This window comes from Angustibacter speluncae, assembly GCF_054777815.1.
The window spans coordinates 1-23,986 of record NZ_BAAHAF010000095.1 but is presented as its reverse complement, the minus strand read 5'-3'; the positions used below and the strand labels follow the sequence as shown (position 1 = coordinate 23,986).

Below are 23,986 nucleotides of genomic sequence, written 5' to 3'. Positions count from 1 at the left end.
GCCGACCCCGCGTGATTGGCTGGACGCGTGCACACCTTCTCCGTCTGGGCCCCGTCCGCCACCGCGGTCGACGTCGTCCTCCCGGGCGACGGACGACGAGAGCCGCTGCGCCGCAACGACGACGGCTGGTGGAGCGCCGAGGTCGACGACGCCGGGCACGGTACCGACTACTGGTACTCGCTCGACGGCGCCGACCCTGTGCCCGACCCGCGCTCGGCGTGGCAGCCCGACGGCGTGCACGGCCCCAGCCGCGTGTTCGACGCCGCCCGGCACCGGTGGGACGACACCTCGTGGAGCGGGACCGACGTGCGCGGTGCGCTGTTCTACGAGCTGCACGTGGGCACCTTCACGGCCGAGGGCACGCTCGACTCGGCGGTCGAGCGGCTCGACCACCTGGTGTCGCTCGGCGTCGACGTCGTCGAGCTGATGCCGCTGGCCGCGTTCCCGGGACGCTGGGGCTGGGGCTACGACGGCGTCGACCTCTACGCCGTGCACGAGCCGTACGGCGGGCCGGCGGCGCTGCAGCGCTTCGTCGACGCCTGCCACACCAGGGGGCTCGCGGTGTGCCTCGACGTCGTCTACAACCACCTCGGGCCGAGCGGCAACTACCTGCACGGCTACGGGCCGTACTTCACCGACAAGCACCACACGCCGTGGGGGCAGGCGGTCAACCTCGACGACGACGGCAGCGAGCACGTGCGCCGGTTCGTCGTCGACAACGCGCTGCGCTGGTTCCGCGACTTCCACGTCGACGCGCTGCGGCTCGACGCCGTGCACGCGCTGGTCGACGACTCCGAGCAGCACGTGCTGGCGCAGCTGGCCGACGAGACGGCGGCGCTGGCGTCCGAGCTGGGTCGCCCGCTCGGCCTGGTGGCCGAGTCCGACCTCAACGACGCGCGGATGGTGACGCCCACGGCCTCGGGCGGTCTGGGCATGACCGCGCAGTGGGACGACGACTTCCACCACGCCGTGCACTCGCTCACCACCGGTGAGCGGCAGGGCTACTACGTCGACTTCGGCGAGTACGCGACGCTCGCGAAGGTGCTCACCTCGGTCTTCCTGCACGACGGCGGCCACTCCACCTTCCGCGGCACCGACTGGGGCGCACCGGTCGACCGCGCCGCCCTGGGCGGGCACGCCTTCCTGGCGTACACCAGCAACCACGACCAGGTGGGCAACCGGGCGACCGGAGACCGGCCGTCGGCGAACGTCTCGCCGGGCGTGCTGGCGGCCGCCGCGGCCCTGACCCTCACCTCGCCGTTCACGCCGATGCTGTTCATGGGCGAGGAGTGGGGGGCGGCCACGCCGTGGCAGTTCTTCACCGACCACGAGGACCCCGACCTGGCCGAGTCGATCCGCGAGGGCCGGCGCCGCGAGTTCGCCGAGCACGGCTGGGCCGCCGAGGTGCCCGACCCGCAGCACCACGCCACCCGCGACGCGTCCGTGCTCGACTGGGACGAGATCGCCGTGCAGCCGCACCAGCGGCTCCTGGCCTGGCACCGCGAGCTGGTCTCGCTGCGCCGGCGCGAGGACGACCTGCGCACCGACGACCTGCGCACCGTCCACGTCGAGCACGACGAGGAGGCCGGCTGGCTCGTCGTGCACCGGGGGTCGCTGCGCCTGGTGCTGAACCTCGCTGCCGAGCAGCGCACCGTGCCGCTGGGGGCCACCCCGCTCGCGACCCTCGCCGCGTGGGACGGCGCCATGCTCGAGCCGGACGGCGTCACCCTCCCCGGCCCGTCGGCCGCCATCGTCCGGGTGTGAGCGACGCGAGGGCGTCCTGAGACCGAGACCGCAGTACCCGGGCGTGGCGGACGGGCGGACGCCCATCTCCTGCAGTCTCGGCGACGGCGCGCCACCGATCGTGACGATCTGCGCGTGCGTGTCTCGATGACGGGCCGATCGTCATGATCAGCGGCGGCGTCAGGCGGGCAGGTCGGCGCGGGCCATCGCGGTCAGCCGCGATAGCGCCCGGCGGTACTTCTTGCGGTACCCGCCCTCGAGCATGGCCTCGGTGAACAGCCCGTCGAGCCGCACGCCGCTGGTCCGCAGCACGACGTCGCGGTCGTACATCCGGTCGACGAGCGCGACCAGCCGCAGCGCGACGTTCTGGTCCTCGACCTGCTCGACCCCGCGCCAGCCCGCGACGGCGACGCCGTCGAGCAGGGCGCCGTACCGGCTCGGGTGCACCGTCGCCAGGTGGGCGGTCAGCGCGTGGAACTCGTCGACCACCGCGGACCCGCCGGTCGCCGCCGCGGCGACGTCGTCGTCCGGCAGCGGCTCGGGCGGCACCGGGTTGCCGCGGTGGCGGTAGTCGTCGCCGTCGATGCGCACGACGTCGAAGTGGCCTGCCACCGCCTGGATCTCGCGGAGGAAGTCGTCGGCGGCGAACCGCCCCTCCCCCAGCGCGTCCGGCAGCGTGTTCGACGTGGCCGCGAGCCGCACGCCGGCGTCGGCGAGCTCGCGCAGCAGCCGCGCCATGAGCACCGTGTCGCCGGGGTCGTCGAGCTCGAACTCGTCGACGCACACCAGCCGGTTGGTCGACAACGCCGTGACCGCCTCGCGGAACCCGAGGGCGCCGACGAGGTTCGTGTACTCGACGAAGGTGCCGAACGCCTTCGGCGCCGGGGCCGCGTGCCAGAGGGCCGCGAGCAGGTGCGTCTTGCCGACGCCGAAGCCGCCGTCCAGGTAGACGCCCGGACGGCCGGAGTCGCGGCCGCCGCGGCCCAGCAGGCGCCGCAGACCGCTCCCGGACGGCCGCTCCCCCAGCCGCGCCGCGAACGCGCGCAGCAGCTCGACCGCCCTCTCCTGCGTCGGCTGCGCGGGGTCCGCCCGGTAGCCGTCGAACGACACGGACGCGAAGTGCGGCGGCGGCACCAGGTCGGCCAGCAACCGGTCGCGCGGCACCACGGGATCGCGGTCGACCAGTCGGGCGGCGGGCACCGGCCGAGCCTACGGGGGCGTGCCTGCACCCGCCCCGGGTCCCGGGTGCACCCGGACGGACCACCCCGACGGGGTCCCCGGCGGCGTAGGTTGACGGGCGTGCAGGGGGCCGGCGAGCTGTCCGAGGTGACCGGCCCCACCGCGTCCCCGGCGGGTGCCGCCCTGCGCGGCTACCTGCTGGAGCAGTCCGACGACCTCCGCCTCGCCGTCGCCGACGACGACGTGCACGACGCGCGGGTCGCCTGCCGCCGCATCCGCAGCGCGCTGCTGGACCACCTCCCTCACGGGCCGGACGACCGGCGCGACGACGCCCGTCGGATCGCGCTCACCGCGAAGGAGCTCGGGCGCGCGATGTCGTCCGCCCGCGACGCCGAGGTGGTCGGCGAGGTCGTGCGTGGCTGGGCCGTCGACGACAAGTGGACCCGTGAGCACCTCGCCGCCGTGCTGCGCCTGCTGCGCGCCGACGCCGAGCCCGACGGCGACACCGACGCGGCCGCGCTCGACGACGACCTGCTGCACCTGGCCGCGCAGGTCGCGGCGTACGCCGGCGTCCCGGGGTGGGACCCGGTGGCGTCCCCCTCGTCGGACGGTGTCGGGTCCGCGCCCGGACGGGCGCGCGCACGGTTGCGCGCCCGCGTCCGGCGGGCACGGGCCAGCGGCGAGGCGCCCGGCACCGGCAGCACCTGGCACGACGTGCGCAAGGCGGCCAAGCGCCTGCGCTACGCCGCCGAGGTGGCCCAGACCGCCGGCGTCGTGGGCGCCGGCGACACCGTGGAGCGGGCCCGCTGGCTGCAGCGGGTGCTCGGCGACCTGCAGGACCTGGAGCTCGTGCGCCAGCGGCTCGCGCACGCCGGGGGCGACCTGCACCTCGAGCACCGGCTGGCGGTCGCCCGGGAGTCGCTGGAGGCCGACCTGCCGTCGGCGCTCGCCGACGTGGTGGGAGGATCGGAGGCAGACCCGGCCGCGCCGCCGCAGCCCCCACCGACCCTCCAGGAGCAGTCGTGACCCTGCCCGCCGACACCGACCCCGCCTTCGCCGACTACGCCCACCCGGAGCGGCTCGTCAGCACCCAGTGGCTGGCCGACCACCTCGGCACCGAGGGCCTCGTCGTCGTCGAGAGCGACGAGGACGTGCTGCTCTACGAGACCGGCCACGTCCCGGGCGCGGTGAAGATCGACTGGCACCTCGACCTGAACGACCCCGTCACCCGCGACTACGTCGACGGCGAGGGCTTCGCCCGGCTCGTCGGCGGCAAGGGCATCGGCCGCGGCACCACCGTCGTCATCTACGGCGACAAGAACAACTGGTGGGCGGCCTACGCGCTGTGGGTGTTCACCCTGTTCGGCCACGAGGACGTGCGCCTGCTCGACGGCGGACGAGCCAAGTGGGAGGCGGAGGGCCGCGAGTACACCACCGACGTGCCGTCGCCCACGCCGGTCGAGTACCCGGTGGTCGAGCGCGACGACGCCACGATCCGCGCCTTCCTCGACGACGTGAAGGAGCACCTCGGCAAGCCGATGGTCGACGTCCGCTCGCCGGAGGAGTACACCGGCGCGCGCACGCACATGCCGGCCTACCCCGAGGAGGGCGCGCTGCGCGGCGGCCACATCCCCGGCGCGCAGTCCGTCCCGTGGGCCCGCGCCGCGGCCGACGACGGCACGTTCAAGCGGCGCGCCGAGCTCGAGCAGATCTACCTGCAGGAGAAGGGCCTCGACCCCTCCGACGACGTCGTCGCCTACTGCCGCATCGGCGAGCGCTCGAGCCACACCTGGTTCGTGCTGACGCACCTGCTCGGCTTCGAGAAGGTGCGCAACTACGACGGCTCCTGGACCGAGTGGGGCAACGTCGTCCGCGTCCCGATCGTCAAGGGCGACGAGCCCGGCGAGGTGCCCGGACGGTGAGCGGCTCGGCGCTGCCCGCGGCGCTGCAGGAGATCGCCGACGACTTCGCCGCGCTCGCGGTGCCCGACCGGCTGCAGCTGCTGCTCGACTTCAGCCGCGACCTGCCGCCGCTGCCCGACCGCCTGGCCGACCACCCCGAGCTGCTCGAGGCCGTGCCGGAGTGCCAGTCGCCCATCTTCGTGACCGCGGAGGTCGACGGCAGCGGCCCGGACGCGCCTGTGCGCCTGTGGTTCTCGGCTCCGGCGGAGGCACCGACGACCCGCGGCTTCGCGGGCATCCTCGCCGAGGGCCTCGACGGGCTCACCGCGGGCGAGGTCGCCGCGCTGCCCGACGACCTGTCCGACCGGTTCTCGCTGGCCGAGGCGGTCAGCCTGCTGCGACTGCGGGGCATGGCGGGCATGCTCGGACGGATCAAGCGGCAGGTGCGCGAGAAGGCCGGGCTCTGATGCGGCTGCTGCTCGGCAGCGGCGCCCCACGCGACGACCTCACCCGCGACGACCTGGTCGCGCTGCACGCGCACCCGGACCCGTTGCCCGAGACCGGTTGGGTGCGAACCAACTTCGTGGCGAGCCTCGACGGCGCGGTCACGGGTGGGGACGGCCTCTCGGCGTCGCTGCAGACCCCTGCGGACCAGTCCGTGTTCTCGGTGCTGCGCGGGCTCGCCGACGTGGTGGTCGCGGGCGCGGGCACGGTCAGGGCCGAGGGCTATCCCGCCCGGCTCGACGTGAAGCGCTGGGCGCAGGACGACCGGGCCGCGCGCGGGCAGCAGGCCGCCCCGTGCCTGGCGGTCGTCACGTCGTCCGGCTCGGTCCCCGACGCGCTGCTCGCCGCACCGGGGCGCGACGACGACGGCTGGCACCTGCTCGTGCTCGTCGCTGCCGCGGCCGGAGACGAGCGGCTCGACCACCTGCGGTCCTCGCTCGGCGAGGAGTGCGTCGTGGTCGCCGGCGACGACGACGTCGACCCGCACCGCGCGGTCGCGGCGCTGGTCGAGCGCGGTCTGCCGCGCGTGCTCTGCGAGGGCGGGCCGCGCCTGATGTCGCGCTGGGTCGGCGCCGGTCGGGTCGACGAGATGCTCCAGACCACAGCGCCTCTCGTCGTCGGCGGCGACGGTCGCCGCGTGCTCGACGGGCCCGCGGTCGACGGCGACCCGTGGCACCTCGCGCACCTGCTCGAGCAGGACGGCACCCTGCTCGCGCGCTGGACGGCTCGCTGACCGTCAGAGGTGCTGGAGCAGGAACCGGGCGACCTCGCGCTCCCAGCGGTCGGGATCGGTGTTCCACTCCCGGCAGTGCCGCGCGTGCGGGAAGCCCACGAAGGTCACCAGGTCGGGACGCGCCTCGGCCAGCCGGCGCGAGGGCCCCGACGGCACGTACTCGTCGTCGTCGCTGTGCACCAGCAGCACCGGCAGCCGCAGCTCGGCGGCGCGCGAGACCCAGTCGAGGCGCCGCAGGTCGACGGGGGCGTCGGTGCCGACCACGCGCCGCCAGGCCCTGTCGGCCAGCATCATCAGACCGAGCCGTCCGATCGGCAGCGGCAGCCGGTTGATCTGCGCGTGGTGCTCGAGCACGTCCTTCCAGTCGATCACCGGCGAGTCGAGCACGAGCGCCTTGACCCGGTCGGCCGTCCACGACCGCGACACGTGCTGCAGCACGATCGCACCGCCCATCGACCAGCCGAACAGCACGACCTTGCTCGCGCCGTGCTCGAGCGCGTGGAGCACGGCGGCCTCGACGTCCTGCCACTCGGTGTCGCCGAGGCTGAGTCGGCCGCCGTAGGTCGTCGGTCCGTCGGGGTCGTTGCGGTAGCTCGGCACCAGCACGGGCACGCCGAGCCGGTGCAGCAGGGGCACCGCCCGCAGGCACTCCTCGCGCGTGGCCCCGCGCCCGTGCACGAGCACCGCCCAGACGTCGCGCTTCTTCACGTCCTTGGGCGGCGGGACGAACCAGGTGGGCAGCACCCCGGCGTCGGACCTGACCTCGACGTCGACGTGGCGCAGCCCGAGCGCGGAGGTCGGCGTCCCGGTGAAGTAGTACTGGTTCCAGCGGGCCGGGCCCGGCTCGAGCCGCCCGCTGTCGAGCGCCTCGACGCGCCGGGTCACGGTGACGGCGCGCACGTCCTTCTCGACGACGTCGCCGAGCCGCACGTGCCCCTGGCCGCGCTGCAACCACAGGCCGTAGCGACCCGGGGAGGTCGTCTCGGGGGTCGCGTCGAGGGTGACGGTGCCGTCGCCGACGGCGAGCACCCGCACGTCGTCGGGCTTGACGCGGTCGGGCGTCACGACGCGGCGCGCGAAGTGCACGGCCACGCCGGAGACGGCCGCGCCCGCGAGCACGACGGCGCCACCGCCGACCGCGGCCCCGAGCGCCGCGGCCCGGGCGACCGGGTGGCCGCGGCCGCTCACCGCGTCCGCCCCGGGGCGTGCGGGGCCGGTTCGACGTCGCCGGCGACGGCGAGAGCCCAGGTGACGAGCGGCACCTGCAGCGGGAGCCGGGCCACGGTGAGCACCTTGGTGCCGGTGGACGCGCGCGGCGAGCGCAGGGCGCGGGCCGCCATCGTCAGGTTGCCGGGGAAGACGCCGACGAACAGCGCCGCACTCGCGAGCGCACCGATGCGACGGGTGCGAGGGACGAGCAGCGCCGCGGCGCAGGCGATCTCGGCCACGCCGGAGCCGTACACCCACGGGCGCGGCGCACCGAGCGCGCGCGGGATCAAACTGTCGTACGGGTCGGGCTTCACCAGGTGCAGCGTGCCCGCCGCGCCCAGCGCGACGGCGAGCGCACGCCAGCCGGGTCGGCGCGTGCGCGGGCGGCCCTGCGCTGGTGGGGTCACCCGACGATCATGCCTGGTCCGTGCCCGCTCGGCACGGTCGGCGCGCGTGAGGGCCGACACGCGCGGGATGCACGGCGTTTGACCTCCGCCGTCCGTCGGGGCGACGGTGGAGGGGTCCGCCGGGGGCGCGAGGCCGCGCCACCCGCGACAGTCCCCCACCTCTGAGGAGATCACCTCGTGCTGAACCTGACCGACCGCGCCCAGAGCTCGATCCGTCAGATCCTGGTGCAGAACGACCTGCCCGACTCGGCGGGTCTGCGCATCGTGAACGAGCCCGCCGCGCCGGGTGGTGACGAGCAGCTGGGCCTGACCCTGGCGGCGCTGCCCGCCGAGGACGACGCCGTCGTCGAGGAGGGTGGCGCGCGCGTGTTCCTCGACCAGGGCGCCGCGGTGCTGCTCGACGACAAGACGCTCGACGCCGGCGCGGACGCCGAGGGCATGGTGCAGTTCGCCCTCACGCCGCAGGCGGTCTGACGCCGCACGCACGTCCGACGGGCCGTCCCCTCGCGGGGGCGGCCCGTCGTCGCGTCCCGAGCGAGCGCGTCAGCGGGTGCCGAGCACCTCGCCGAGGTCGAAGCCGACCGGCCGCTCCAGCTGGTCGTAGGTGCAGCTGCTCGGCTCGCGGTCGGGACGCCAGCGCACGAACTGCGCGACGTGCCGGAACCGCGCCCCCTCCATGTAGTCGTACCGCACCTCGAGCACGCGCTCCGGGCGCAGCGGCGTGAACGACAGGTCCTTGCCGCCGTTCCAGCGGCTGCCCGCGTTGCGCTGCGGGGTGCGCTCCCCCTCGGTGTGCGCGCCCCAGTTCCAGGGGTGGTCGTCGAGGTCGGTGACCAGCGGCTGCAGCTCGGTGAACAGCTCCTTGCGCCGCGCCATCGGGAACGACCCGCACACGCCCACCGACGCCAGCACGCCGCGGTCGTCGAACAGCCCGAGCAGCAGCGAGCCGATCGCCTCGTCGTCCTGCTTGTGCGTGCGGTAGCCCGCGAGCACGACGTCGCAGGTGCGCTCGTGCTTGATCTTCCACATCACCCGCTTGTCGGGCTGGTACCGCAGGTCGAGCGGCTTGGCGATGAGGCCGTCGAGGCCGGCGCCCTCGAACTGCTCGAACCAGCGCTGCGCCTCGTCGACGTCGTGCGTCACCGGCGTCACGTGCACGCGCGCGGACGGGTCCTGCGCGGCGTCGCCGAGCGCCTGCACCAGCAGCTCGCGCCGCTCGCTGATCGGGCGGCCGGTCAGGTCGTCGTCGCCGAGGGCGAGCAGGTCGAAGGCGACGAAGCGCGCCGGGGTCTGCTCGGCGAGCAGGCGCACCCGGCTGTCGGCGGGGTGGATGCGCTGCTGGAGCGCCTCGAACTCGAGCCGGTTCGCGACCTCGTCGGCGACGACGATCTCGCCGTCGACGACCGCGCGCTCGGGGAAGTGCGCCAGCACCGCCTCCACGACGTCCGGGAAGTAGCGGGTGAGCGGCTTCTCGTTGCGGCTGCCGATCACGACCTCGTCGCCGTCACGGAACACGATGCTGCGGAACCCGTCCCACTTGGGCTCGTACATCTGGCCCGGCGGGATGGCCTTCACCGGCTTGGCCAGCATCGGCTTGACGGGGGGCATCACCGGCAGGTCCATGGCGTTCCCTCAGCCCAGGAAGGTGGTGCCGGCGTACTTGTGCAGCACCGGCACGCCGAGCCGGTCGCGGGCCTGCGAGGCCCAGTCGCGGTGGAACGTGTCCTCCACCGCGTGGGGGCGCGTCACGACCACCACCTCGCGCGCGGGGGCCGCGGCGACCGCGGCCTCGAGCGAGGGCAGCGGGTCGTCGTCGGTGACCGCGCCGTCGGCCTCGGCGCCGGCGCCGCGCAGGGCGGCGAGGGAGGCCTCGAGGGCGGCGGCGGCGTCGGCGCGGGCCTCCTGCGGGTCGGGCTCGCTGCGCAGCTCGGCGAGCGCCTGCCGCAGCTCGCCGAGGCTGAGGTGGTCGAGCACGTCGACGAGCAGGTTGCGCTCGGTGTCGGCGGGCACGAGCACGCGGTACGTGACCGCCTCGCCCTGGTGCAGCCCGGTGATGTGCCGCGCGTCGGCCTCGCCCAGCGCCTGCTCGGTGAGCACGACCACGACCTCGGTGTCCGTCATGCGCGCCAGGCTAGTCGGCGTCGTCAGGCCACGGTGAGCGCCACCGTCGTGCACGCCCAGGTGGTGCCGCCGGCGTCGCCGGGCACCGTCAGGACGGTGACGCTGTGGGCGCCGGTCGGCAGCCCGCCCTCCGGGGAGGCGGTGACGCGCACCTGGTCGCCGTCGACCGGCTCGACCTGCACCGGCACCGGCGTGGCGCCGTCGAGGTACGCGAGCGCCTCGCCACCGGCCGGCAGCGTGACGGTCACGACGTCGGTCGTCGTGGCGCGCGCCGGGTCGGCGGGCGACTCGAGCTCGGGGAGCGGGTGCACGAACGCCTCGACCTTCGGCCCCTGCCCCTCGTCGACGACGAGCCACGACCGGGCGGTGGTCTCGGTGGTGCCCTCGACCTGCCGCTCCCCCGCGTAGGTGACGAGCCACGCGCCGGGACGCACCTCGACCGCGGTGCGCTGGAGGCCGGGCTGGGCGTAGGTCGACATGCCCTCGGCCAGGCCGCTCATCAGCACCTCGATGCCGCCCATCATCTCGACGGCGCGCAGCGACGACGGGCCGAGGCCCGCGGCGACCTGCGCGGGGTCGCCGGACGCCGTGGCGGCCAGCCAGGCGTCGACGGCGGCGTAGGCGGCGTCCTCGCCGTCGGTCGGCGCGGAGGTGGCCGGCGCGGACGCCGACGACTCGTCGCCGCTGGTGGACGAGGTGGTCGTCGTCGCGGGCGGGGCGTCGTCGGCGCACCCCGCCACGAACGCGAGCAGGGCGACGGCGGGGACGAGGGCTCTGGGTCGAGCGCGCACGGGACGGACCTCCTGGGGACGTGCCGGCAGGGCGGGCGGGCCGCCCGTCCTCCTCCTACGACGCACCAGGACGCGGAAACGTTGCAGGAGATCAGCCGGAGGATCCGTCGGGCGCCACCTCCAGGCGCCGCAGGAGCAGCAGGAACGCCTCGGCGAACGGGTTGTCGGCCGTCACCTCGCGCACCCGGGCCCAGTCGACCTGCTCGCGCAGCGCCCGCACCTGCGGGAGCAGCGCGGCGAGGTCGCAGTGGTGCTCGTCGAGGGAGTTGAGCTTGGCGCAGACGTAGTGCGTGACGGTCACGACCGGCATCACGACCGACAGCACCGACAGCTCCTCGGACTCCTCGACCTGCTCGCGCCGCACCGGCACCCCGTTGGTGCGGTGCAGCAGGTCGACCACGACGCCGTCGGTGAGCACCTTGCGCAGCCACCCCTCGGGCGGCTCGACGACCTCGAGCCCCTCGGCGCGCAGCCCCTCCACCACGGCGGCGACGTCGTCCTCCGCGACCAGGAAGTCGACGTCGTGCAGCGGCTCCGGGGCGCCGCGGACCCAGGCGGCGTACCCGCCGGCGAGCGCGTACGGGAGCCCGGTGGCGCGCAGGCCGGCCGCGACCCGCTTCAGCGCTGCGCGCTGGGCCTCCTGCTCGGCTGTCGGCTCGGGCACGGCCCGAACCTACGACCCGGCGGCGACGCACGCATGGCGGGCGGGGCGCGGACGCGGCAGCCTGTGGGCCATGCGCCTCGGCACCTTCAACATCCTGAACGGCAAGGTCTCGCACGCGGCGACCGGCGTCGACACGTCCCTGCTCACCCGGGCCGTGCGCGACCTCGACTGCGACGTGCTGGCCCTGCAGGAGGTCGACCGCGACCAGGAGCGGTCGGGGCACGCCGACCTGACGGCGGTGGCGGCCGAGGCGATGGGCGCCCCGCACCACCGCTTCGTGGCGGCGCTCTCCGGCACGCCCGGCGCCACCTGGACGGCCGCGACCGGCGAGGAGGAGCCCGGCACCGCCGCGTACGGGGTCGCGCTGCTGAGTCGGCTCCCGGTGCGGTCGTGGCAGGTGGTGCGGCTGCCCGGCCTGCCGCGCAAGGTGCCCGTCGTGGCCCGCGGGCGACGCCGCCCGATGCTGCTCGGCGACGAGCCGCGCGTGGCAGTCGCCGCGGTGGTCGAGACGCCGCGGGGCCCGCTGACGGTGGCCTGCACGCACCTGTCGTTCGTCCCGCGCTGGAACAGCCACCAGCTGAAGGTGCTGCTGCGCGGCCTGCGCGACGCACCGCGCCCGCTCGTGCTGATGGGCGACCTGAACATGACGCCGCGGCAGGCGCGCGGTGCGACCGGCATGCGCGCGCTCGCGACCGGCCGCACGTTCCCGGCGGACCGTCCGTCGGTGCAGCTCGACCACGTGCTCGCCGACCGCTACGTCGGCGAGCGCCACCCCGTCTCGCGGACGGTGCGCGCCCCGCTGTCGGACCACCGCGCCCTGGTCGTCGACCTGTGAGCCGGCGGTTCGAGGAGCTCGCGTTCGCCGAGACGCCGATGGGCGAGCTGACCCTGCGCCGCCGCGTCGAGCCGGTGCTCGGGGTCGAGGTGCACGAGGTGCGGCTCGGCGAGGAGTACCTGATGTCGAGCCTGTTCACCGAGGGCGAGGAGGAGCTCGCGCGGCTCGGGCTCGCCGCGCTCGACGCGTCCGGGTCGGTCGACGTCGTCGTCGGCGGGCTCGGGCTCGGCTTCACGGCTCGTGCGGCCCTCGCGGACGAGCGGGTGGCCGCCATGCTCGTCGTCGACGCGCTCCCCGACGTGATCGACTGGCACGTCAGGGGTCTGCTGCCCGGCAGCGAGCAGCTGACCGCGGATCCGCGGGTCCGCCTGGTCGAGGGCGACTTCTTCGCGATGTCGGCCGGCGAGGGCTACGACCCCGATGCGCCCGGACGCCGCTTCGACGCCGTGCTGCTCGACGTCGACCACACCCCCGACCACCGGCTGAACCCGAGCCACGGCGGCTTCTACACCGTCGACGGGCTCACCCGGATGGCGCGGTTCCTGCGTCCGGGAGGGGTGTTCGCGCTCTGGTCGGACGAGGCGCCCGATCCCGCCTTCACCGCGGTGATGGAGCAGGTGCTCGACGACGTGCGCGGCCACGTCGTCGACTTCCCGAACCCGCTGACCGGCGGACGGTCGGTGAACGGGGTCTACGTCGGCCTGGCGCGGGCCTGACCGGCTACTCGCCCTCGGCCCAGTTCGCGGCGTTCTTGCGGCTCGGCTGCACCCGCGGGGGCTCGCCCGGCATCTTCGGGTAGTCGGGAGGGAACGGCATCTCCCCCTGGCCGGCGGCCACGTCGCGGTCCCACCACTGCAGCAGCGTGGTGAGGTCACCTGCGGCGTCGGCCATGCCTGCGCGCGGGTCGTCGCGCCCGGCCAGCAGGTCGGGCGCGGTGCGGACGGTGTAGTCGGCGGGGTCGGCGCCGCGCAGGTCGTCCCACGCGAGCGGCCACGACACCGGGGCGTGCGGCAGCGGGCGCGGCGAGTACGCGCTGGCCAGCGTCCGGTCGCGCGCGGCCTGGTTGAAGTCGACGAACACGCGCTCGCCGCGCTCCTCCTTCCACCACGCGGTGGTCACCAGGTCCGGGACGCGCCGCTCCAGCTCGCGGGCGAGCGCGATCACCGCGTGCCGCACGACGAGGAACTCGTGGTCGGGCCGGACCACCACGTCGACGTGCACACCGCGGTTGCCGGACGTCTTGGGCCACCCGGTCAGGCCGGCGTCGGCGAGCACCTCGCGCAGCACGAACGCCGCCTCGACGGCGTCGGCGAACCCGCGTCCGGGCTGGGGGTCGAGGTCGATCCGCATCTGGTCGGGGCGGTCGACGTCGCCGGTGCGCACCGGCCACGGGTGGAAGGTCACCGTGTTCATCTGCACCGCCCACAGCGCACCGGCGACCTCGTCGACGACGAGCTGGTCGTGGGAGCGCCCGCTCGGGTAGGTGACCGCGACCGTGCGCATGAAGTCGGGGACGCCGCGCGGCGGGTTCTTGGAGTAGAAGGCCTCGCCGTCGACGCCGCCCGGGAAACGCTGCAGCGTGACCGGCCGGTCGCCGAGGGCGTCGACCAGCAGCGGGCCGGCGGCCAGCACGTACCGCGCGAGGTCCTCCTTGGTGACCCCCGCCTCGGGCCACATCACCCGCTCCGGGCTCGACAGCCGCACCTCGCGCGCCTGCGGGCTGCCCGGCCCCTGCGGGACCTCGAGCACGGTCGCCGATGCCTTCGCCATGGGCCGACCGTAGCCTGGGTGCATGGCACACGGCATGGAACCGACCGGACGCGCGTACCCCGTCAGCAAGAGCGACGAGGAGTGGAGGGTCGAGCTGTCGCCGCAGGAGTTCCAGGTGCTGCGCCAGGCCGGCACCGAGCGCCCCGGCAGCAGCTCGTTCGAGCACGACGAGACGGTGGGCGTGTACGCGTGCCGCGCGTGCGGCACCGAGCTGTTCCGCAGCGAGACCAAGTTCGACGCGCACTGCGGCTGGCCGGCGTTCTACGCGCCGCTCGCCGAGGACCGGGTCGAGTACATCGAGGACGTCTCGATGGGCATGCGCCGGGTCGAGGTGCGCTGCGCCACCTGCGGGTCGCACCTCGGGCACGTCTTCGAGGGCGAGGGTTTCGACACCCCGACCGACCAGCGCTACTGCATCAACGGCATCTCGCTGACCCAGGTGCCCGACGCGACGTGAGCGCGCGCCGATGACCGCGGACGTGCACCGCGCGCGGTTCGACGAGCTCGACCTGCGGACGTTCCACGACCTGGTGCGGCTGCGCGTCGACGTGTTCGTCGTCGAGCAGCGCGCCGCGTACGCCGAGCTCGACGGCCGCGACCCCGAGCCCGGCACCGAGCACTGGTGGACGGCGGACGCCGCCGGCCCCACCGCGTACCTGCGCGTGCTCGCCGAGCCCGACGGCTCGGGGCGCATCGGGCGCGTGGTGACCCGTCCGGACGCCCGCGGGAGCGGCCTGTCGGGGAGTCTGCTCGACGACGTAGTCGACGTCCACGGCCACCGGGTGCTGGTGCTCGACGCGCAGATCCAGGTGCGGGACCACTACGCCCGCAGGGGTTTTCGCGTGAGCGGCGACGAGTACACCGACGAGGACGGCATCCCCCACGTCCCGATGCGGCGCGAGCCGGGTGGAAACGCGGGTGACGAGCCCGCGTGAGCGAGGCAGGGTCGGGTCCGTGCCCTTCGACCACACCGGACTCGACCACCTGACGCAGGACGACCTCTGGGACGCCCGCGCCGCGGCCCGCTACGACACACCGGGCGCGGGGATGTTCGCCGACGACGTGCTCGGCCCCACCCTCGACCGGCTCGTCGGTCTCGCCGGCGGCGGCCGTGTGCTCGAGCTGGCGGTCGGCACCGGGCGCGTCGCGGTGCCGCTGGTGGAGCGCGGCGTCGACGTCGCCGGCATCGAGCTCTCGGCGCCCATGATCGCCCGGCTGCGCGAGAAGGTGGACGAGCACCGGCTGCCCGTCGTCCACGGCGACATGGCGAGCGCACGCGTGCCGGGCGAGTTCTCGCTCGTCGTGCTGGTGTTCAACACCATCGCCAACCTGCTCACCCAGGACGCGCAGGTCGCGTGCTTTCGCAACGCGGCCCGGCACCTGCGTCCGGGCGGGCGGTTCGTCGTGGAGCTGTGGGTGCCGCAGCTGCGCTCGCTGCCGCCCGGCGCGCAGGCGTCGGTCTTCTCGGTCGACGACGGCTACCTCGGCGTGGACACCATCGACCCGCTGCACCAGCGCGTCATCTCCCACCACGTCCGGTTCGGTGAGGGACGTGGGGCGACGATCGCCCGCACCCCGCACCGCTACGTCTGGCCCGCCGAGCTCGACCTGATGGCGCGGCTGGCGGGCCTGCGGCTGGAGCGCCGGGACGCGGACTGGTCGGGGGCGCTGTTCACGGCGGAGTCGACCTCGCACGTGTCGGTCTACCGCCTCGACGATCCCGACGGGCGTCAGGAGCGGGCGAACACCCCGTAGCCGAAGCCGTCGGCGCGCGCCCCGTCGGCCGCCAGCACGACGCCAGCGACCTCGAGCGGGCGGGCGTCCTGCCAGCCGTCCGGCAGCGCGACGGAGGCGGGCTCGCGACGGGGGTTGACCACCACCAGGTGGCTGCCGCCGCCGCGGACGTAGGCGAACGGGTAGCCCTCGTGCAGCACCTCGACCTCGGCGTGCGACCCGAACGCCGGGGTGGCCCGTCGCAGGGCGATCAGCCGCCGCACCAGGTGCAGCAGCGACCCCTCGTCGGTGCGCTGCGTCGCGACGTCCGGTCGGTCCGGCGAGGGGTCGACCGGCAGGTACAGCCGCTCGGCGGGCGCCGTCGAGAACCCGGCGTTCGGCGAGGTGTCCCACTGCATCGGGGTGCGCGAGCCGGTGCGGTCCTCGGCGGGCGGCAGGAAGCTGCCCTCGGTGTCGGGCAGGCCCTCCACGTACCGCATCCCGATCTCGTCGCCGTAGTAGATGGTCGGCAGCGTCGGCCAGGTCAGCAGGAACGCGAACGCCGCCCGGGCCTGGTCGGCCGTGCGCGGGCCCGTCACGAGCCGGGCGAAGTCGTGGTTCGCCGTCGGCAGCGCGACGTGCCCGCCGTCGACGCCGATGGCCGCCGTGGCCTCGCGCCACTCGCGCAGGAACGTGTCGATGCCGCCGCTGCCCTCGGGGTCGAAGAAGAACCGGTCGCGCTCGGTCCAGCTCGTGCTCGTGGTCCCGACGCCGGTGTGCCAGAGCGAGCGCAACGCCGGCCGCGGCGAGAAGTGCAGGAAGAAGTCGGCGTGGAACCCGGCCGGCACCGACACCGCCGGGTCGCCCCACTCCGACAGCAGGGCGGCGTCCGGGTACGCGTCGTCGATCCACGCCCGCATCTCGCCCCAGAGCCTGCCCGTCTCGACGTAGCCCGGGTCGTCCTTGACGAGCGAGGCGGCCATGTCGACGCGGAACCCGTTGACACCCAGGTCGAACCAGTGCGACATGACGTCGCGCAGCGCCTGCCGGTTGGCCCGGGGCCCGTCGGCGTCGACCGGCTGGCGCCACGGCTGCGACGGGTCCTGACGGGCGTAGCCGAAGTTCAGCGCGGGCTGGCAGGGGTAGAAGTTCAGGAGGTAGTAACCGCCCCGGCTGCCGGGCGTCGGCGACCACACGCTCGCCGGCGGACCGACCTTCGGGCTGCCGATGTAGCGGTGGTCGTCGGGGTCGTCGGCCCACTGCCGGAACCACGGGTGCTGGTCGCTCGTGTGGCCCGCGACCAGGTCGAGCAGGACCCGGATGCCCTTGCTGCGCGCGGCGTCGACGAACGCGACCAGGTCGTCGTTCGTCCCGTACCGCGGTGCGACGGTGAGGTAGTCGCTGACGTCGTACCCCGCGTCGGCGAACGGCGAGGCGAACAGCGGGCTGAACCACACCGCGTCGACGCCGAGCCACGCGAGGTGGTCGAGCCGCTCCAGCGCACCGGGCAGGTCGCCGATGCCGTCACCGTCCGAGTCCGCGAAGGTCTGCGGGTAGATCTGGTAGAGGACGGCGTCGGCGAGCCAGGACGGCTGGGGGCGTGGGCTGCTCACCCCAGGCACCTTACGCACGACCGTGGCTAGGGTCGACGGCGTGAGCCTCCCCCGCAGCACCCCCCGCGCCCAGGGCGTCGACGCCCGCGGCGTCGACGCCTTCGTCTCCGCCCTCGACGGCACGCCCGACGTCGAGCTGCACTCGCTCGCGCTGGTGCGCGGCGACCACCTCGTCGCCGAGGGCTGGTGGGCGCCGTACGGGCGCGACCGGGTGCACCTGCTGTACTCGCTGAGCAAGTCGTTCACGTCGGCGGCGCTGGGGTTCGCGCTCGACGAGGGACTGCTCGACCTCGACGACACCCTGCTGCAGCACCTGCCGCACCTGGCCGAGGGTCTGCCGGACGGGCCGGCGCACGACCCGGTGCTGCGGCACCTCGCGTCGATGGCCAGCGGGCACACCTGGGACACCTGGGCCGACGCGGTCGCGCGCGACCGGGCCGAGCCCCTGCGCGGGTTCCTCGCGCTCGCCCCCGACGGCACGCCGGGCACCACGTTCGCCTACAACCAGAGCTGCACCTACGCGGTGGCGACCGTGGTGCAGCACCTGGCCGGGACGACACTCACCGAGTACCTGCGCCCGCGGCTGCTCGACCCGCTCGGCGTCGGCGAGGTCTGGTGGCAGCAGCACCCGCGCGGGCGCGACCTGGGCTTCACCGGCCTGCACGCGCGCACCGAGGACCTGGCGCGGTTCGGGCAGACCCTCCTGCGGGACGGCCGGTTCGACGGCCGCCAGGTGCTGCCCGCCGGCTGGGTCGAGGCCGCGAGCCGGCCGCACGTCGAGACCGCGGGCGAGGAGAACCCGGACTGGGCGCAGGGGTACGGGTACCAGTTCTGGACGGCGCGCCACGGGTACCGCGGCGACGGCGCGTACGGCCAGTTCGTCGTTGTGCTTCCCGAGCAGGACGCCGTGCTCGCGGTGACCGGCCAGTCCGAGGACATGCAGGCGGTGCTGGACGCGGCATGGGAGCACCTGCTCCCCGCCCTCGGTGCGTCGCTCCCTGACGACGCGGCCGCCCACGACGACGCGCTCGCCGCGCGCCTGGCCGGGCTGGCGCTGCCGGTCGAGCAGGGGCGAGCGACGCCGGACGACGAGACCGCGTGGGGCTCGGTGCGATTCACCCCGCACGCCGGCGGCGAGCGCGTCCCGCGCGGGCTGCGGCGGGTGCAGGTCGATCGCGTGGACGACGCCTGGGTGCTGCGGGTGCACGAGGGCGACGACGTGCTGTCGGCCGAGCTGGGCACCGACGGCTGGCGCACCACCGAGGACGCCTCGACGGCCGCCCTGGTGCCGGTCGCGACGACGGCCGCGTGGCAGCCCGACGGCATGCTCCGCGTCCGGCTCGCGTTCCTCGAGGCGCCGCACGGCCTGCGGCTCGTGCTCGACCCCCGCGACGGCAGCGCGGACGTCCGCTGGACGACCGAGCCCCTGCGCGGCGACACCGTCACCACCTGCGCGGCGCCGCGCTGACGACCCTCAGCCCTCGACCACGAGGTCGACGTCGGGCGCGATGCGGTACGGCCCGGTCGCGACGAGCGCGCCGACCGACCGGCGCAACCGGCTGAGCTCGGCGCGCACGGTCACCTGGTGGTCGGCGTCGCCGAACATCGCGGTGCTGAGCGCCGCCGCACCCATGCCGGCGGGACCGGCCGCGCCGAGCAGCCGCAGGATCGCGGCGTGCCGTGGCGAGAGCGCGGTGCGCCACGACCGGTCCCCGGCGTCGACCTGCAGGACCTCCTCGCGGCCCTCAGGTCGCAGGACGGCCCGCACCCGCGCCCGTGCCCCGTCCGGTCGCAGGAGCCAGCCGGCTCCGACCCGCTCCGGCAGGCACAGCCCGAGGCCGGGGACCGCGAGCGGGCGGTGCTCGCTGGGGACGGCCACCCGGTCGCGCCCGGCGACGCCCTGGTGGTGGGCGACCCACCCGTCGTCGTCGACCAGCAGCAGCGGTCCGGTGGCGGTGGCCAGCACGTGCTCGGCCGAGCGGCGCAGCCGCTGCAGGGACGTCTCGTGGTGGCGCCACAGCGTCTGCTCGGCCAGCCTCGTGACGGTGTCGACGAGGGCGAGCAGCGCCGGGTGCATCGTCAGGGCCGGGCCGCTGACGTCGATCACGCCGAGCAGCGCACCCGTCCGAGGATCGTGGACCGGCCACGACGTGCAGTACCAGGGGTGCTGCCCTTGCTCGAAGTGCTCGGCCGAGAACAGCTGCACCGGCGCCTGTTCCGCGAGCGCGGTGCCGATCGCGTTGGTGCCGACCTGCGCCTCGGTCCACGTGGCCCCCTCGGCGAACCCGAGGTGGTCGGCCCGCAGCAGCACCCCCGGCGAGCCCTGGCGCCAGAGGATGACGCCGTCCGCGTCGGTGACGACGACGATGAAGTGCGAGGCGTCGGCGACGGCACCGAGGGCGGCTCGGACGTCGTCGACCACCAGCGACAGCGGCGAGGAGCGCCGCCGACGCTCCAGCTCGGCCAGATCGAGGGGGTCGCGTGCGCCGGGACGCGACGGGTCGAGCCCCAGGTCGAGCACCCGCTGCCACGACCGCGCCACCACCGGCCGCGGCCGGCTCGGTGGGCGGGCGCCGACCATCACCGCGTCGTGGACGCGCACGAGCAGGCGGGCGTGCTGGCCGAGGTCGGTGCCCGGTCGCACCGCTCCGGCGTCGGACGTCGTCGTCACGGCCGCCTCCTGCAGGGGTCGCGGCCAGCGTAGGCGCGCTGTGCCGACCGGACCAGGCTGCAACGTCGTGCAACCCTTCCGCCACGTCGCCGCCCGGGGCTCTGCTGTTCGCACTCGCGACACGGGAGGACCCTCATGACCGACACCCTCGACCGCACCGACGGCGCGGTGGCCGCTGCGCCGGACGCCAGCGCCCGCGCCACCGCGTGGCTGGACGCCTTCGAGACCGCGTTGCGCGGCCGGGACGTGGAGGCCGCGACCGCGCTGTTCGCCACCACCAGCTTCTGGCGCGACCTGGTGGCCTTCAGCTGGAACCTCACGACGGTCGAGGACCACGAGGGAGTCCGTGACCTGCTGCAGCACACCCTCGAGCGCACGGACCCCAGCGCGTTCGCCCTGGACGAGCCCGCCGACGAGGCCGACGGCGTCGTCACCGCCTGGATCACGTTCGAGACCGCCGCGGGACGCGGCCGCGGCCTGCTGCGGCTGCGGGAGGAGGGCGGGGCCGACCGCGCCTGGACGCTGCTCACCACGCTCTACGAGCTGAAGGGGCACGAGGAGCCGCGAGGCACGCACCGCCCGATGGGTGCCGAGCACGGCGCGAGCAAGGAGCGGACGACGTGGAAGGAGAGCCGGCAGGCCGAGGCCGAGAGCCTCGGCAGCACCACGCAACCGCACGTCCTGGTCGTCGGAGGCGGGCAGGGCGGCATCGCCCTCGGCGCCCGGCTGCGTCAGCTCGGCGTCCCGAGCCTGGTCATCGACAAGCACCCGCGACCGGGCGACCAGTGGCGCGGCCGGTACAAGTCGCTCTGCCTGCACGACCCGGTCTGGTACGACCACCTGCCCTACCTGAAGTTCCCCGACAACTGGCCGGTGTTCGCACCCAAGGACAAGATCGCCGACTGGCTCGAGGCGTACACGTCGGTCATGGAGGTGCCGTACTGGTCGAGCACCACCGCGACGTCGGCCACCTGGTCGGACGAGACCCAGGAGTGGACGGTCGAGGTCGAACGCGAGGGCCGCGCGCTCACCCTGCGCCCGAAGGAGCTGGTGTTCGCCACCGGCATGTCGGGCAAGGCGAACGTCCCGCAGCTGGAGGGCGCCGACGTCTTCCGCGGCGACCTGCACCACTCGTCGGCCCACCCCGGCCCGGACGCGTACCGCGGCAAGCGGGCTGTCGTGATCGGGAGCAACAACTCGGCATTCGACATCTGCGGCGCGTTGTGGGAGAACGACGTCGACGTGACGATGGTGCAGCGCTCGTCGACGCACGTCGTCAAGAGCGACAGTCTCATGGACATCGGCCTGGGCGACCTGTACTCGGAGCGCGCGCTGGCCGCCGGGGTCACCACGGAGAAGGCCGACCTGATCTTCGCCTCGCTGCCGTACCGGATCCTGCACGAGTTCCAGATCCCGGCGTACCAGGCGATGGCCGAGCGGGACAAGGACTTCTACGACCGGCTCGAGGCGTCCGGCTTCCGGCACGACTGGGGCGACGACGGCTCCGGCCTGTTCATGAAGTACCTGCGGCGCGGCTCCGGCTACTACATCGACGTCGGTGCAGCCGATCTCGTGGCCGACGGGCAGGTGAAGCTGGCGCACGGCCAGGTGGTGCGGCTCACCGAGGACGCCGTGGTGCTCGAGGACGGCACCGAGCTGCCGGCCGATCTCGTCGTGCTCGCCACGGGCTACGGCTCGATGAACGGCTGGGTCGCCGACCTGGTCGACCAGGACACGGCCGACCGGCTCGGCAAGGTGTGGGGGCTGGGGTCGGAGACGACCAAGGACCCGGGCCCGTGGGAGGGCGAGCAGCGCAACATGTGGAAGCCGACGCAGGTGCCGCACCTGTGGATGCACGGCGGCAACCTGCACCAGTCACGGCACTACTCGCTGTACCTCGCGCTCCAGCTCAAGGCCCGCTACGAGGGCCTCGACACCCCGGTCTACCGGCTCGCGGAGGTGCACCACACCTCCTGAGGGACGGCTGTGGCTCAGGGCAGGCGGGCGACCAGCTCGGCCGGCGTGACGCGCGGGCCGGTGTAGAAGGGGATCTCCTCGCGCACGTGGCGGCGTGCCTCGGTGGCGCGCAGGTCGCGCATCAGGTCGACGATGCGGTGCAGCTCGTCGGCCTCGAAGGCGAGGATCCACTCGTAGTCGCCGAGGGCGAACGACGACACCGTGTTCGCGCGCACGTCCGGGTACCCGCGGGCCGCCTTGCCGTGGTCGACGAGCATCTGGCGCCGCTCGTCGTCCGGCAGCAGGTACCACTCGTACGAGCGGACGAACGGGTAGACGCACACGTACGCCCGCGCGTCCTCGCCGGCCATGAACGCCGGCACGTGGCCCTTGTTGAACTCGGCGGGGCGGTGCAGGGCGACCTGCGACCAGACCGGCTCGAGGTGGCGACCGAGGTCGCTGCGGCGCAGCGCCTGGTAGGCCGCCTGCACCGTCTCGACGTCGGACGCGTGCCACCACACCATCAGGTCGGCGTCGGCGCGCAGCCCCGAGACGTCGTACCAGCCGCGCACCTCCAGGTCGTCGCCGAGCGCCCCGAGCGCCTCCTCGACCTGGCCCACCAGCGGGTCGCGCAGCGCGGGCAGCGGCGTCGCGGCGCGGAACACCGACCACATCGTGTAGCGGATGGTCTCGTTGATCTCACGGGCCTTGGGGGGCATGGACCCATCCTCTCGCGACCCCCGCGAGCGCCGGACGCCGCCCTCGGCGCGCTCGCCACCGCGCGTGCCGCACCTGTGGGAGGCTCCGCGCCGTGGAGATCTTCACCAGCCCCGAGCTGCTGCTCGCGTTCCTCACGCTGTTCATGCTCGAGCTGGTGCTCGGCATCGACAACGTGGTGTTCATCTCGATCCTGACCAACCGGCTCCCCGAGCACCAGCGCCAGCGCGCCCGGATCGTCGGGCTGTCGCTCGCGATGATCCTGCGGATCGTGCTGCTGTTCTTCGCCAGCTGGATCGTCGGGCTCACCGACCCGTGGATCACCCTCGGCGACTCGGACGCGCTCCAGCTCTCCGGGCGCGACCTGATCCTGCTCGCCGGCGGGCTGTTCCTCATCTACAAGGCGGTCACGGAGATCCACCACAAGCTCGAGGGCGAGGAGGAGAAGACCGAGGGCGGCGCGGTCAAGCACGCCGCGTTCGGCGCGATCATCGTGCAGATCATCCTCATCGACCTGGTGTTCTCCATCGACTCGGTCATCACCGCGGTCGGGATGGTCGACGAGCTGTCGATCATGATCGCCGCCGTCGTGCTGTCGATCGGCCTGATGATGTTCGTCGCGGGCCGGATCAGCGACTTCGTGAACAAGCACCCCACGGTGAAGATCCTCGCGCTGAGCTTCCTGGTGCTGATCGGCGCGACGCTGGTCGCCGAGTCGTTCGACGTCCACGTCGACAAGCCGTTCATCTACGGCCCGATCGCGTTCGCCATCGCCGTCGAGACGCTCAACCTCATCTACAAGCGCCGGCGCGAGGCGAGCACCGAGCCGGTGCACCTGCACGAGAAGTACCGCGAGCAGGAGACGACTCCGACGGCCTGAGCGTCAGTCCCGGCCGAGCCCCGCCAGCAGCCCGGCCGCGGCCGCGGTCGCCGTCGCCACGCAGGCGGGGACGCCGACGCCTCCCCACACCGAGCCCGCGAGCGCCAGCCCGGGCTCGGCCGCGACGGCGGCGCGCACGTCGGCCACCAGGTCGAGGTGGCCGACGTCGTACTGCGGCAGCCCGCCGCCCCAGCGGGTGACCGCGACGGCCTCGGGGTGCAGCGGCGTCCCCAGCAGCTCGGCCGCGTCGGCGAGCGCGGCGGCGGCGAGGTCGTCGTCGGGACGCTGCAGCGGCCCCACCTCGCCGGCCCGGCCGACCGACACGCGCAGCACGTCGCGCCCGTCCGCGGAGTCGCGCACCCAGTCCCACTTGCGCGAGGCGAACGTCATCGCCTTGGCCAGGCGCCCCTCGACGGCCGGGACGAGCACCCCGGACAGCCCCTCGCCGGCGGCGTCCAGCGCGCCCGTCGGGAGCACCGCGGTGACGAGGGCGAGCGACGCGACCCGCACCGCACCGAGCCTGCGGGCGGCCCCGGGCAGCGGGCCCGCGAGCAGCAGCGCCGCCGCCGGGGCGGGCAC

Annotated in this window: 25 protein-coding genes and 1 pseudogene; 14 read left to right on the top strand and 12 right to left on the bottom strand. The window is 74.5% G+C overall.

From position 1 onward, the window contains the following. Positions 1 to 27 precede the first annotated feature (27 nt). Positions 28 to 1,764 (top strand): malto-oligosyltrehalose trehalohydrolase, encoded by a 1,737-nt coding sequence (gene treZ, locus ACYVKY_RS12310; RefSeq protein WP_460435281.1) that lies wholly within the window; start codon positions 28 to 30, stop codon positions 1,762 to 1,764. Positions 1,765 to 1,923: 159 nt separating this feature from the next. On the opposite strand, the gene zapE is transcribed toward treZ, so the two are convergent. Then, positions 1,924 to 2,943 (bottom strand): cell division protein ZapE, encoded by a 1,020-nt coding sequence (zapE, locus tag ACYVKY_RS12305; RefSeq protein WP_460435280.1) that lies wholly within the window; start codon positions 2,941 to 2,943, stop codon positions 1,924 to 1,926. A 99-nt stretch (positions 2,944 to 3,042) separates the two neighbouring features. Between zapE and ACYVKY_RS12300 the strand changes: the two genes are divergently transcribed. From ACYVKY_RS12300 to ACYVKY_RS12285, 4 genes are read left to right on the top strand one after another with little or no spacing between them, the layout of a single operon-like run. Next, positions 3,043 to 3,948: a CHAD domain-containing protein gene (locus tag ACYVKY_RS12300; protein WP_460435279.1), complete on the top strand. Its 906-nt coding sequence runs from the start codon at positions 3,043 to 3,045 to the stop codon at positions 3,946 to 3,948. Then, a complete protein-coding gene (locus tag ACYVKY_RS12295) occupies positions 3,945 to 4,844 on the top strand; it encodes a sulfurtransferase (RefSeq protein WP_460435278.1) in 900 nt (299 codons plus the stop codon). Before ACYVKY_RS12300 ends, ACYVKY_RS12295 begins: the two co-directional genes overlap by 4 nt. Next, a complete protein-coding gene (locus tag ACYVKY_RS12290; RefSeq protein ID WP_460435277.1) occupies positions 4,841 to 5,290 on the top strand; it encodes a SufE family protein in 450 nt (149 codons plus the stop codon). The genes ACYVKY_RS12295 and ACYVKY_RS12290 overlap by 4 nt, the downstream gene beginning before the upstream one ends. Next, positions 5,290 to 6,060 (top strand): dihydrofolate reductase family protein, encoded by a 771-nt coding sequence (locus ACYVKY_RS12285; protein WP_460435276.1) that lies wholly within the window; start codon positions 5,290 to 5,292, stop codon positions 6,058 to 6,060. The genes ACYVKY_RS12290 and ACYVKY_RS12285 overlap by 1 nt, the downstream gene beginning before the upstream one ends. A gap of 3 nt (positions 6,061 to 6,063) precedes the next feature. On the opposite strand, the gene ACYVKY_RS12280 is transcribed toward ACYVKY_RS12285, so the two are convergent. Continuing rightward, positions 6,064 to 7,248, bottom strand: coding sequence for an alpha/beta hydrolase family protein (locus ACYVKY_RS12280; RefSeq protein WP_460435275.1), 1,185 nt, complete (start codon positions 7,246 to 7,248; stop codon positions 6,064 to 6,066). Continuing rightward, positions 7,245 to 7,676 (bottom strand): DoxX family protein, encoded by a 432-nt coding sequence (locus tag ACYVKY_RS12275; RefSeq protein WP_460435274.1) that lies wholly within the window; start codon positions 7,674 to 7,676, stop codon positions 7,245 to 7,247. Before ACYVKY_RS12275 ends, ACYVKY_RS12280 begins: the two co-directional genes overlap by 4 nt. A gap of 177 nt (positions 7,677 to 7,853) precedes the next feature. On the opposite strand from ACYVKY_RS12275, the gene ACYVKY_RS12270 reads away from it, so the two are divergent. Beyond that, positions 7,854 to 8,150, top strand: a complete 297-nt coding sequence (locus ACYVKY_RS12270) for a Fe-S cluster assembly protein HesB (RefSeq protein ID WP_460435273.1) — start codon at positions 7,854 to 7,856, stop codon at positions 8,148 to 8,150. A 69-nt stretch (positions 8,151 to 8,219) separates the two neighbouring features. Here the strand turns inward: ACYVKY_RS12270 and ACYVKY_RS12265 are convergent, their stop codons facing one another. From ACYVKY_RS12265 to ACYVKY_RS12250, 4 genes are all read right to left on the bottom strand, one after another. Further along, positions 8,220 to 9,299: an ATP-dependent DNA ligase gene (locus tag ACYVKY_RS12265; protein ID WP_460435272.1), complete on the bottom strand. Its 1,080-nt coding sequence runs from the start codon at positions 9,297 to 9,299 to the stop codon at positions 8,220 to 8,222. 9 nt (positions 9,300 to 9,308) lie between these two features. Continuing rightward, positions 9,309 to 9,797: a hypothetical protein gene (locus ACYVKY_RS12260; RefSeq protein WP_460435271.1), complete on the bottom strand. Its 489-nt coding sequence runs from the start codon at positions 9,795 to 9,797 to the stop codon at positions 9,309 to 9,311. A 23-nt stretch (positions 9,798 to 9,820) separates the two neighbouring features. Continuing rightward, positions 9,821 to 10,588: a hypothetical protein gene (locus ACYVKY_RS12255; RefSeq protein ID WP_460435270.1), complete on the bottom strand. Its 768-nt coding sequence runs from the start codon at positions 10,586 to 10,588 to the stop codon at positions 9,821 to 9,823. Positions 10,589 to 10,679: 91 nt separating this feature from the next. Beyond that, positions 10,680 to 11,252 (bottom strand): nucleotidyltransferase family protein, encoded by a 573-nt coding sequence (locus ACYVKY_RS12250; RefSeq protein ID WP_460435269.1) that lies wholly within the window; start codon positions 11,250 to 11,252, stop codon positions 10,680 to 10,682. 70 nt (positions 11,253 to 11,322) lie between these two features. Between ACYVKY_RS12250 and ACYVKY_RS12245 the strand changes: the two genes are divergently transcribed. Both ACYVKY_RS12245 and ACYVKY_RS12240 read left to right on the top strand, forming a co-directional pair. After that, the gene (locus ACYVKY_RS12245) at positions 11,323 to 12,087 is read left to right on the top strand and encodes an endonuclease/exonuclease/phosphatase family protein (RefSeq protein WP_460435268.1); all 765 of its coding nucleotides are present in this window, start codon (positions 11,323 to 11,325) and stop codon (positions 12,085 to 12,087) included. Next, on the top strand, positions 12,084 to 12,803 hold the full coding sequence (locus ACYVKY_RS12240; RefSeq protein ID WP_460435267.1) for a polyamine aminopropyltransferase: 720 nt from the start codon (positions 12,084 to 12,086) through the stop codon (positions 12,801 to 12,803). The genes ACYVKY_RS12245 and ACYVKY_RS12240 overlap by 4 nt, the downstream gene beginning before the upstream one ends. A 4-nt stretch (positions 12,804 to 12,807) precedes the next feature. On the opposite strand, the gene ligD is transcribed toward ACYVKY_RS12240, so the two are convergent. Beyond that, positions 12,808 to 13,857: a DNA polymerase domain-containing protein gene (gene ligD, locus ACYVKY_RS12235; RefSeq protein WP_460435266.1), complete on the bottom strand. Its 1,050-nt coding sequence runs from the start codon at positions 13,855 to 13,857 to the stop codon at positions 12,808 to 12,810. Positions 13,858 to 13,879: 22 nt separating this feature from the next. Here ligD and msrB point away from each other — a divergent pair, with 22 nt between their 5' ends. The 3 genes from msrB to ACYVKY_RS12220 are packed head-to-tail and all read left to right on the top strand — an operon-like array spanning position 13,880 to position 15,612. After that, positions 13,880 to 14,314, top strand: coding sequence for a peptide-methionine (R)-S-oxide reductase (gene msrB / locus ACYVKY_RS12230; RefSeq protein ID WP_460435265.1), 435 nt, complete (start codon positions 13,880 to 13,882; stop codon positions 14,312 to 14,314). Between the two features lie 10 nt (positions 14,315 to 14,324). Continuing rightward, entirely contained in the window at positions 14,325 to 14,792 is a 468-nt protein-coding gene (locus ACYVKY_RS12225; protein WP_460435264.1) for a GNAT family N-acetyltransferase, read from the top strand. Positions 14,793 to 14,841: 49 nt separating this feature from the next. Beyond that, positions 14,842 to 15,612: a class I SAM-dependent DNA methyltransferase gene (locus ACYVKY_RS12220; protein WP_460435300.1), complete on the top strand. Its 771-nt coding sequence runs from the start codon at positions 14,842 to 14,844 to the stop codon at positions 15,610 to 15,612. On the opposite strand, the gene ACYVKY_RS12215 is transcribed toward ACYVKY_RS12220, so the two are convergent. Further along, positions 15,588 to 17,183: an alpha-amylase family protein gene (locus ACYVKY_RS12215; RefSeq protein ID WP_460435263.1), complete on the bottom strand. Its 1,596-nt coding sequence runs from the start codon at positions 17,181 to 17,183 to the stop codon at positions 15,588 to 15,590. The genes ACYVKY_RS12220 and ACYVKY_RS12215 overlap by 25 nt on opposite strands. Positions 17,184 to 17,223: 40 nt before the next feature. Here ACYVKY_RS12215 and ACYVKY_RS12210 point away from each other — a divergent pair, with 40 nt between their 5' ends. After that, the gene (locus ACYVKY_RS12210; RefSeq protein ID WP_460435262.1) at positions 17,224 to 18,651 is read left to right on the top strand and encodes a serine hydrolase domain-containing protein; all 1,428 of its coding nucleotides are present in this window, start codon (positions 17,224 to 17,226) and stop codon (positions 18,649 to 18,651) included. A 6-nt stretch (positions 18,652 to 18,657) separates the two neighbouring features. On the opposite strand, the gene ACYVKY_RS12205 is transcribed toward ACYVKY_RS12210, so the two are convergent. Next, positions 18,658 to 19,854 carry a sigma-54-dependent transcriptional regulator family protein gene (locus tag ACYVKY_RS12205; protein ID WP_460435261.1) on the bottom strand — a complete coding sequence of 399 codons (1,197 nt, stop codon included), beginning with the start codon at positions 19,852 to 19,854 and terminating at the stop codon, positions 18,658 to 18,660. 135 nt (positions 19,855 to 19,989) lie between these two features. Here ACYVKY_RS12205 and ACYVKY_RS12200 point away from each other — a divergent pair, with 135 nt between their 5' ends. Further along, positions 19,990 to 21,831, top strand: a complete 1,842-nt coding sequence (locus tag ACYVKY_RS12200; protein ID WP_460435260.1) for a flavin-containing monooxygenase — start codon at positions 19,990 to 19,992, stop codon at positions 21,829 to 21,831. A 14-nt stretch (positions 21,832 to 21,845) separates the two neighbouring features. Here ACYVKY_RS12200 and hemQ read toward each other — a convergent pair whose 3' ends face one another. Next, on the bottom strand, positions 21,846 to 22,529 hold the full coding sequence (gene hemQ / locus ACYVKY_RS12195; RefSeq protein WP_460435259.1) for a chlorite dismutase family protein: 684 nt from the start codon (positions 22,527 to 22,529) through the stop codon (positions 21,846 to 21,848). Between the two features lie 92 nt (positions 22,530 to 22,621). On the opposite strand from hemQ, the gene ACYVKY_RS12190 reads away from it, so the two are divergent. Continuing rightward, the gene (locus ACYVKY_RS12190; protein WP_460435258.1) at positions 22,622 to 23,407 is read left to right on the top strand and encodes a TerC family protein; all 786 of its coding nucleotides are present in this window, start codon (positions 22,622 to 22,624) and stop codon (positions 23,405 to 23,407) included. 3 nt (positions 23,408 to 23,410) lie between these two features. On the opposite strand, the pseudogene ACYVKY_RS12185 reads toward ACYVKY_RS12190, so the two are convergent. Beyond that, positions 23,411 to 23,986, bottom strand: a pseudogene (locus ACYVKY_RS12185) (protoporphyrinogen oxidase); the annotation flags it as partial.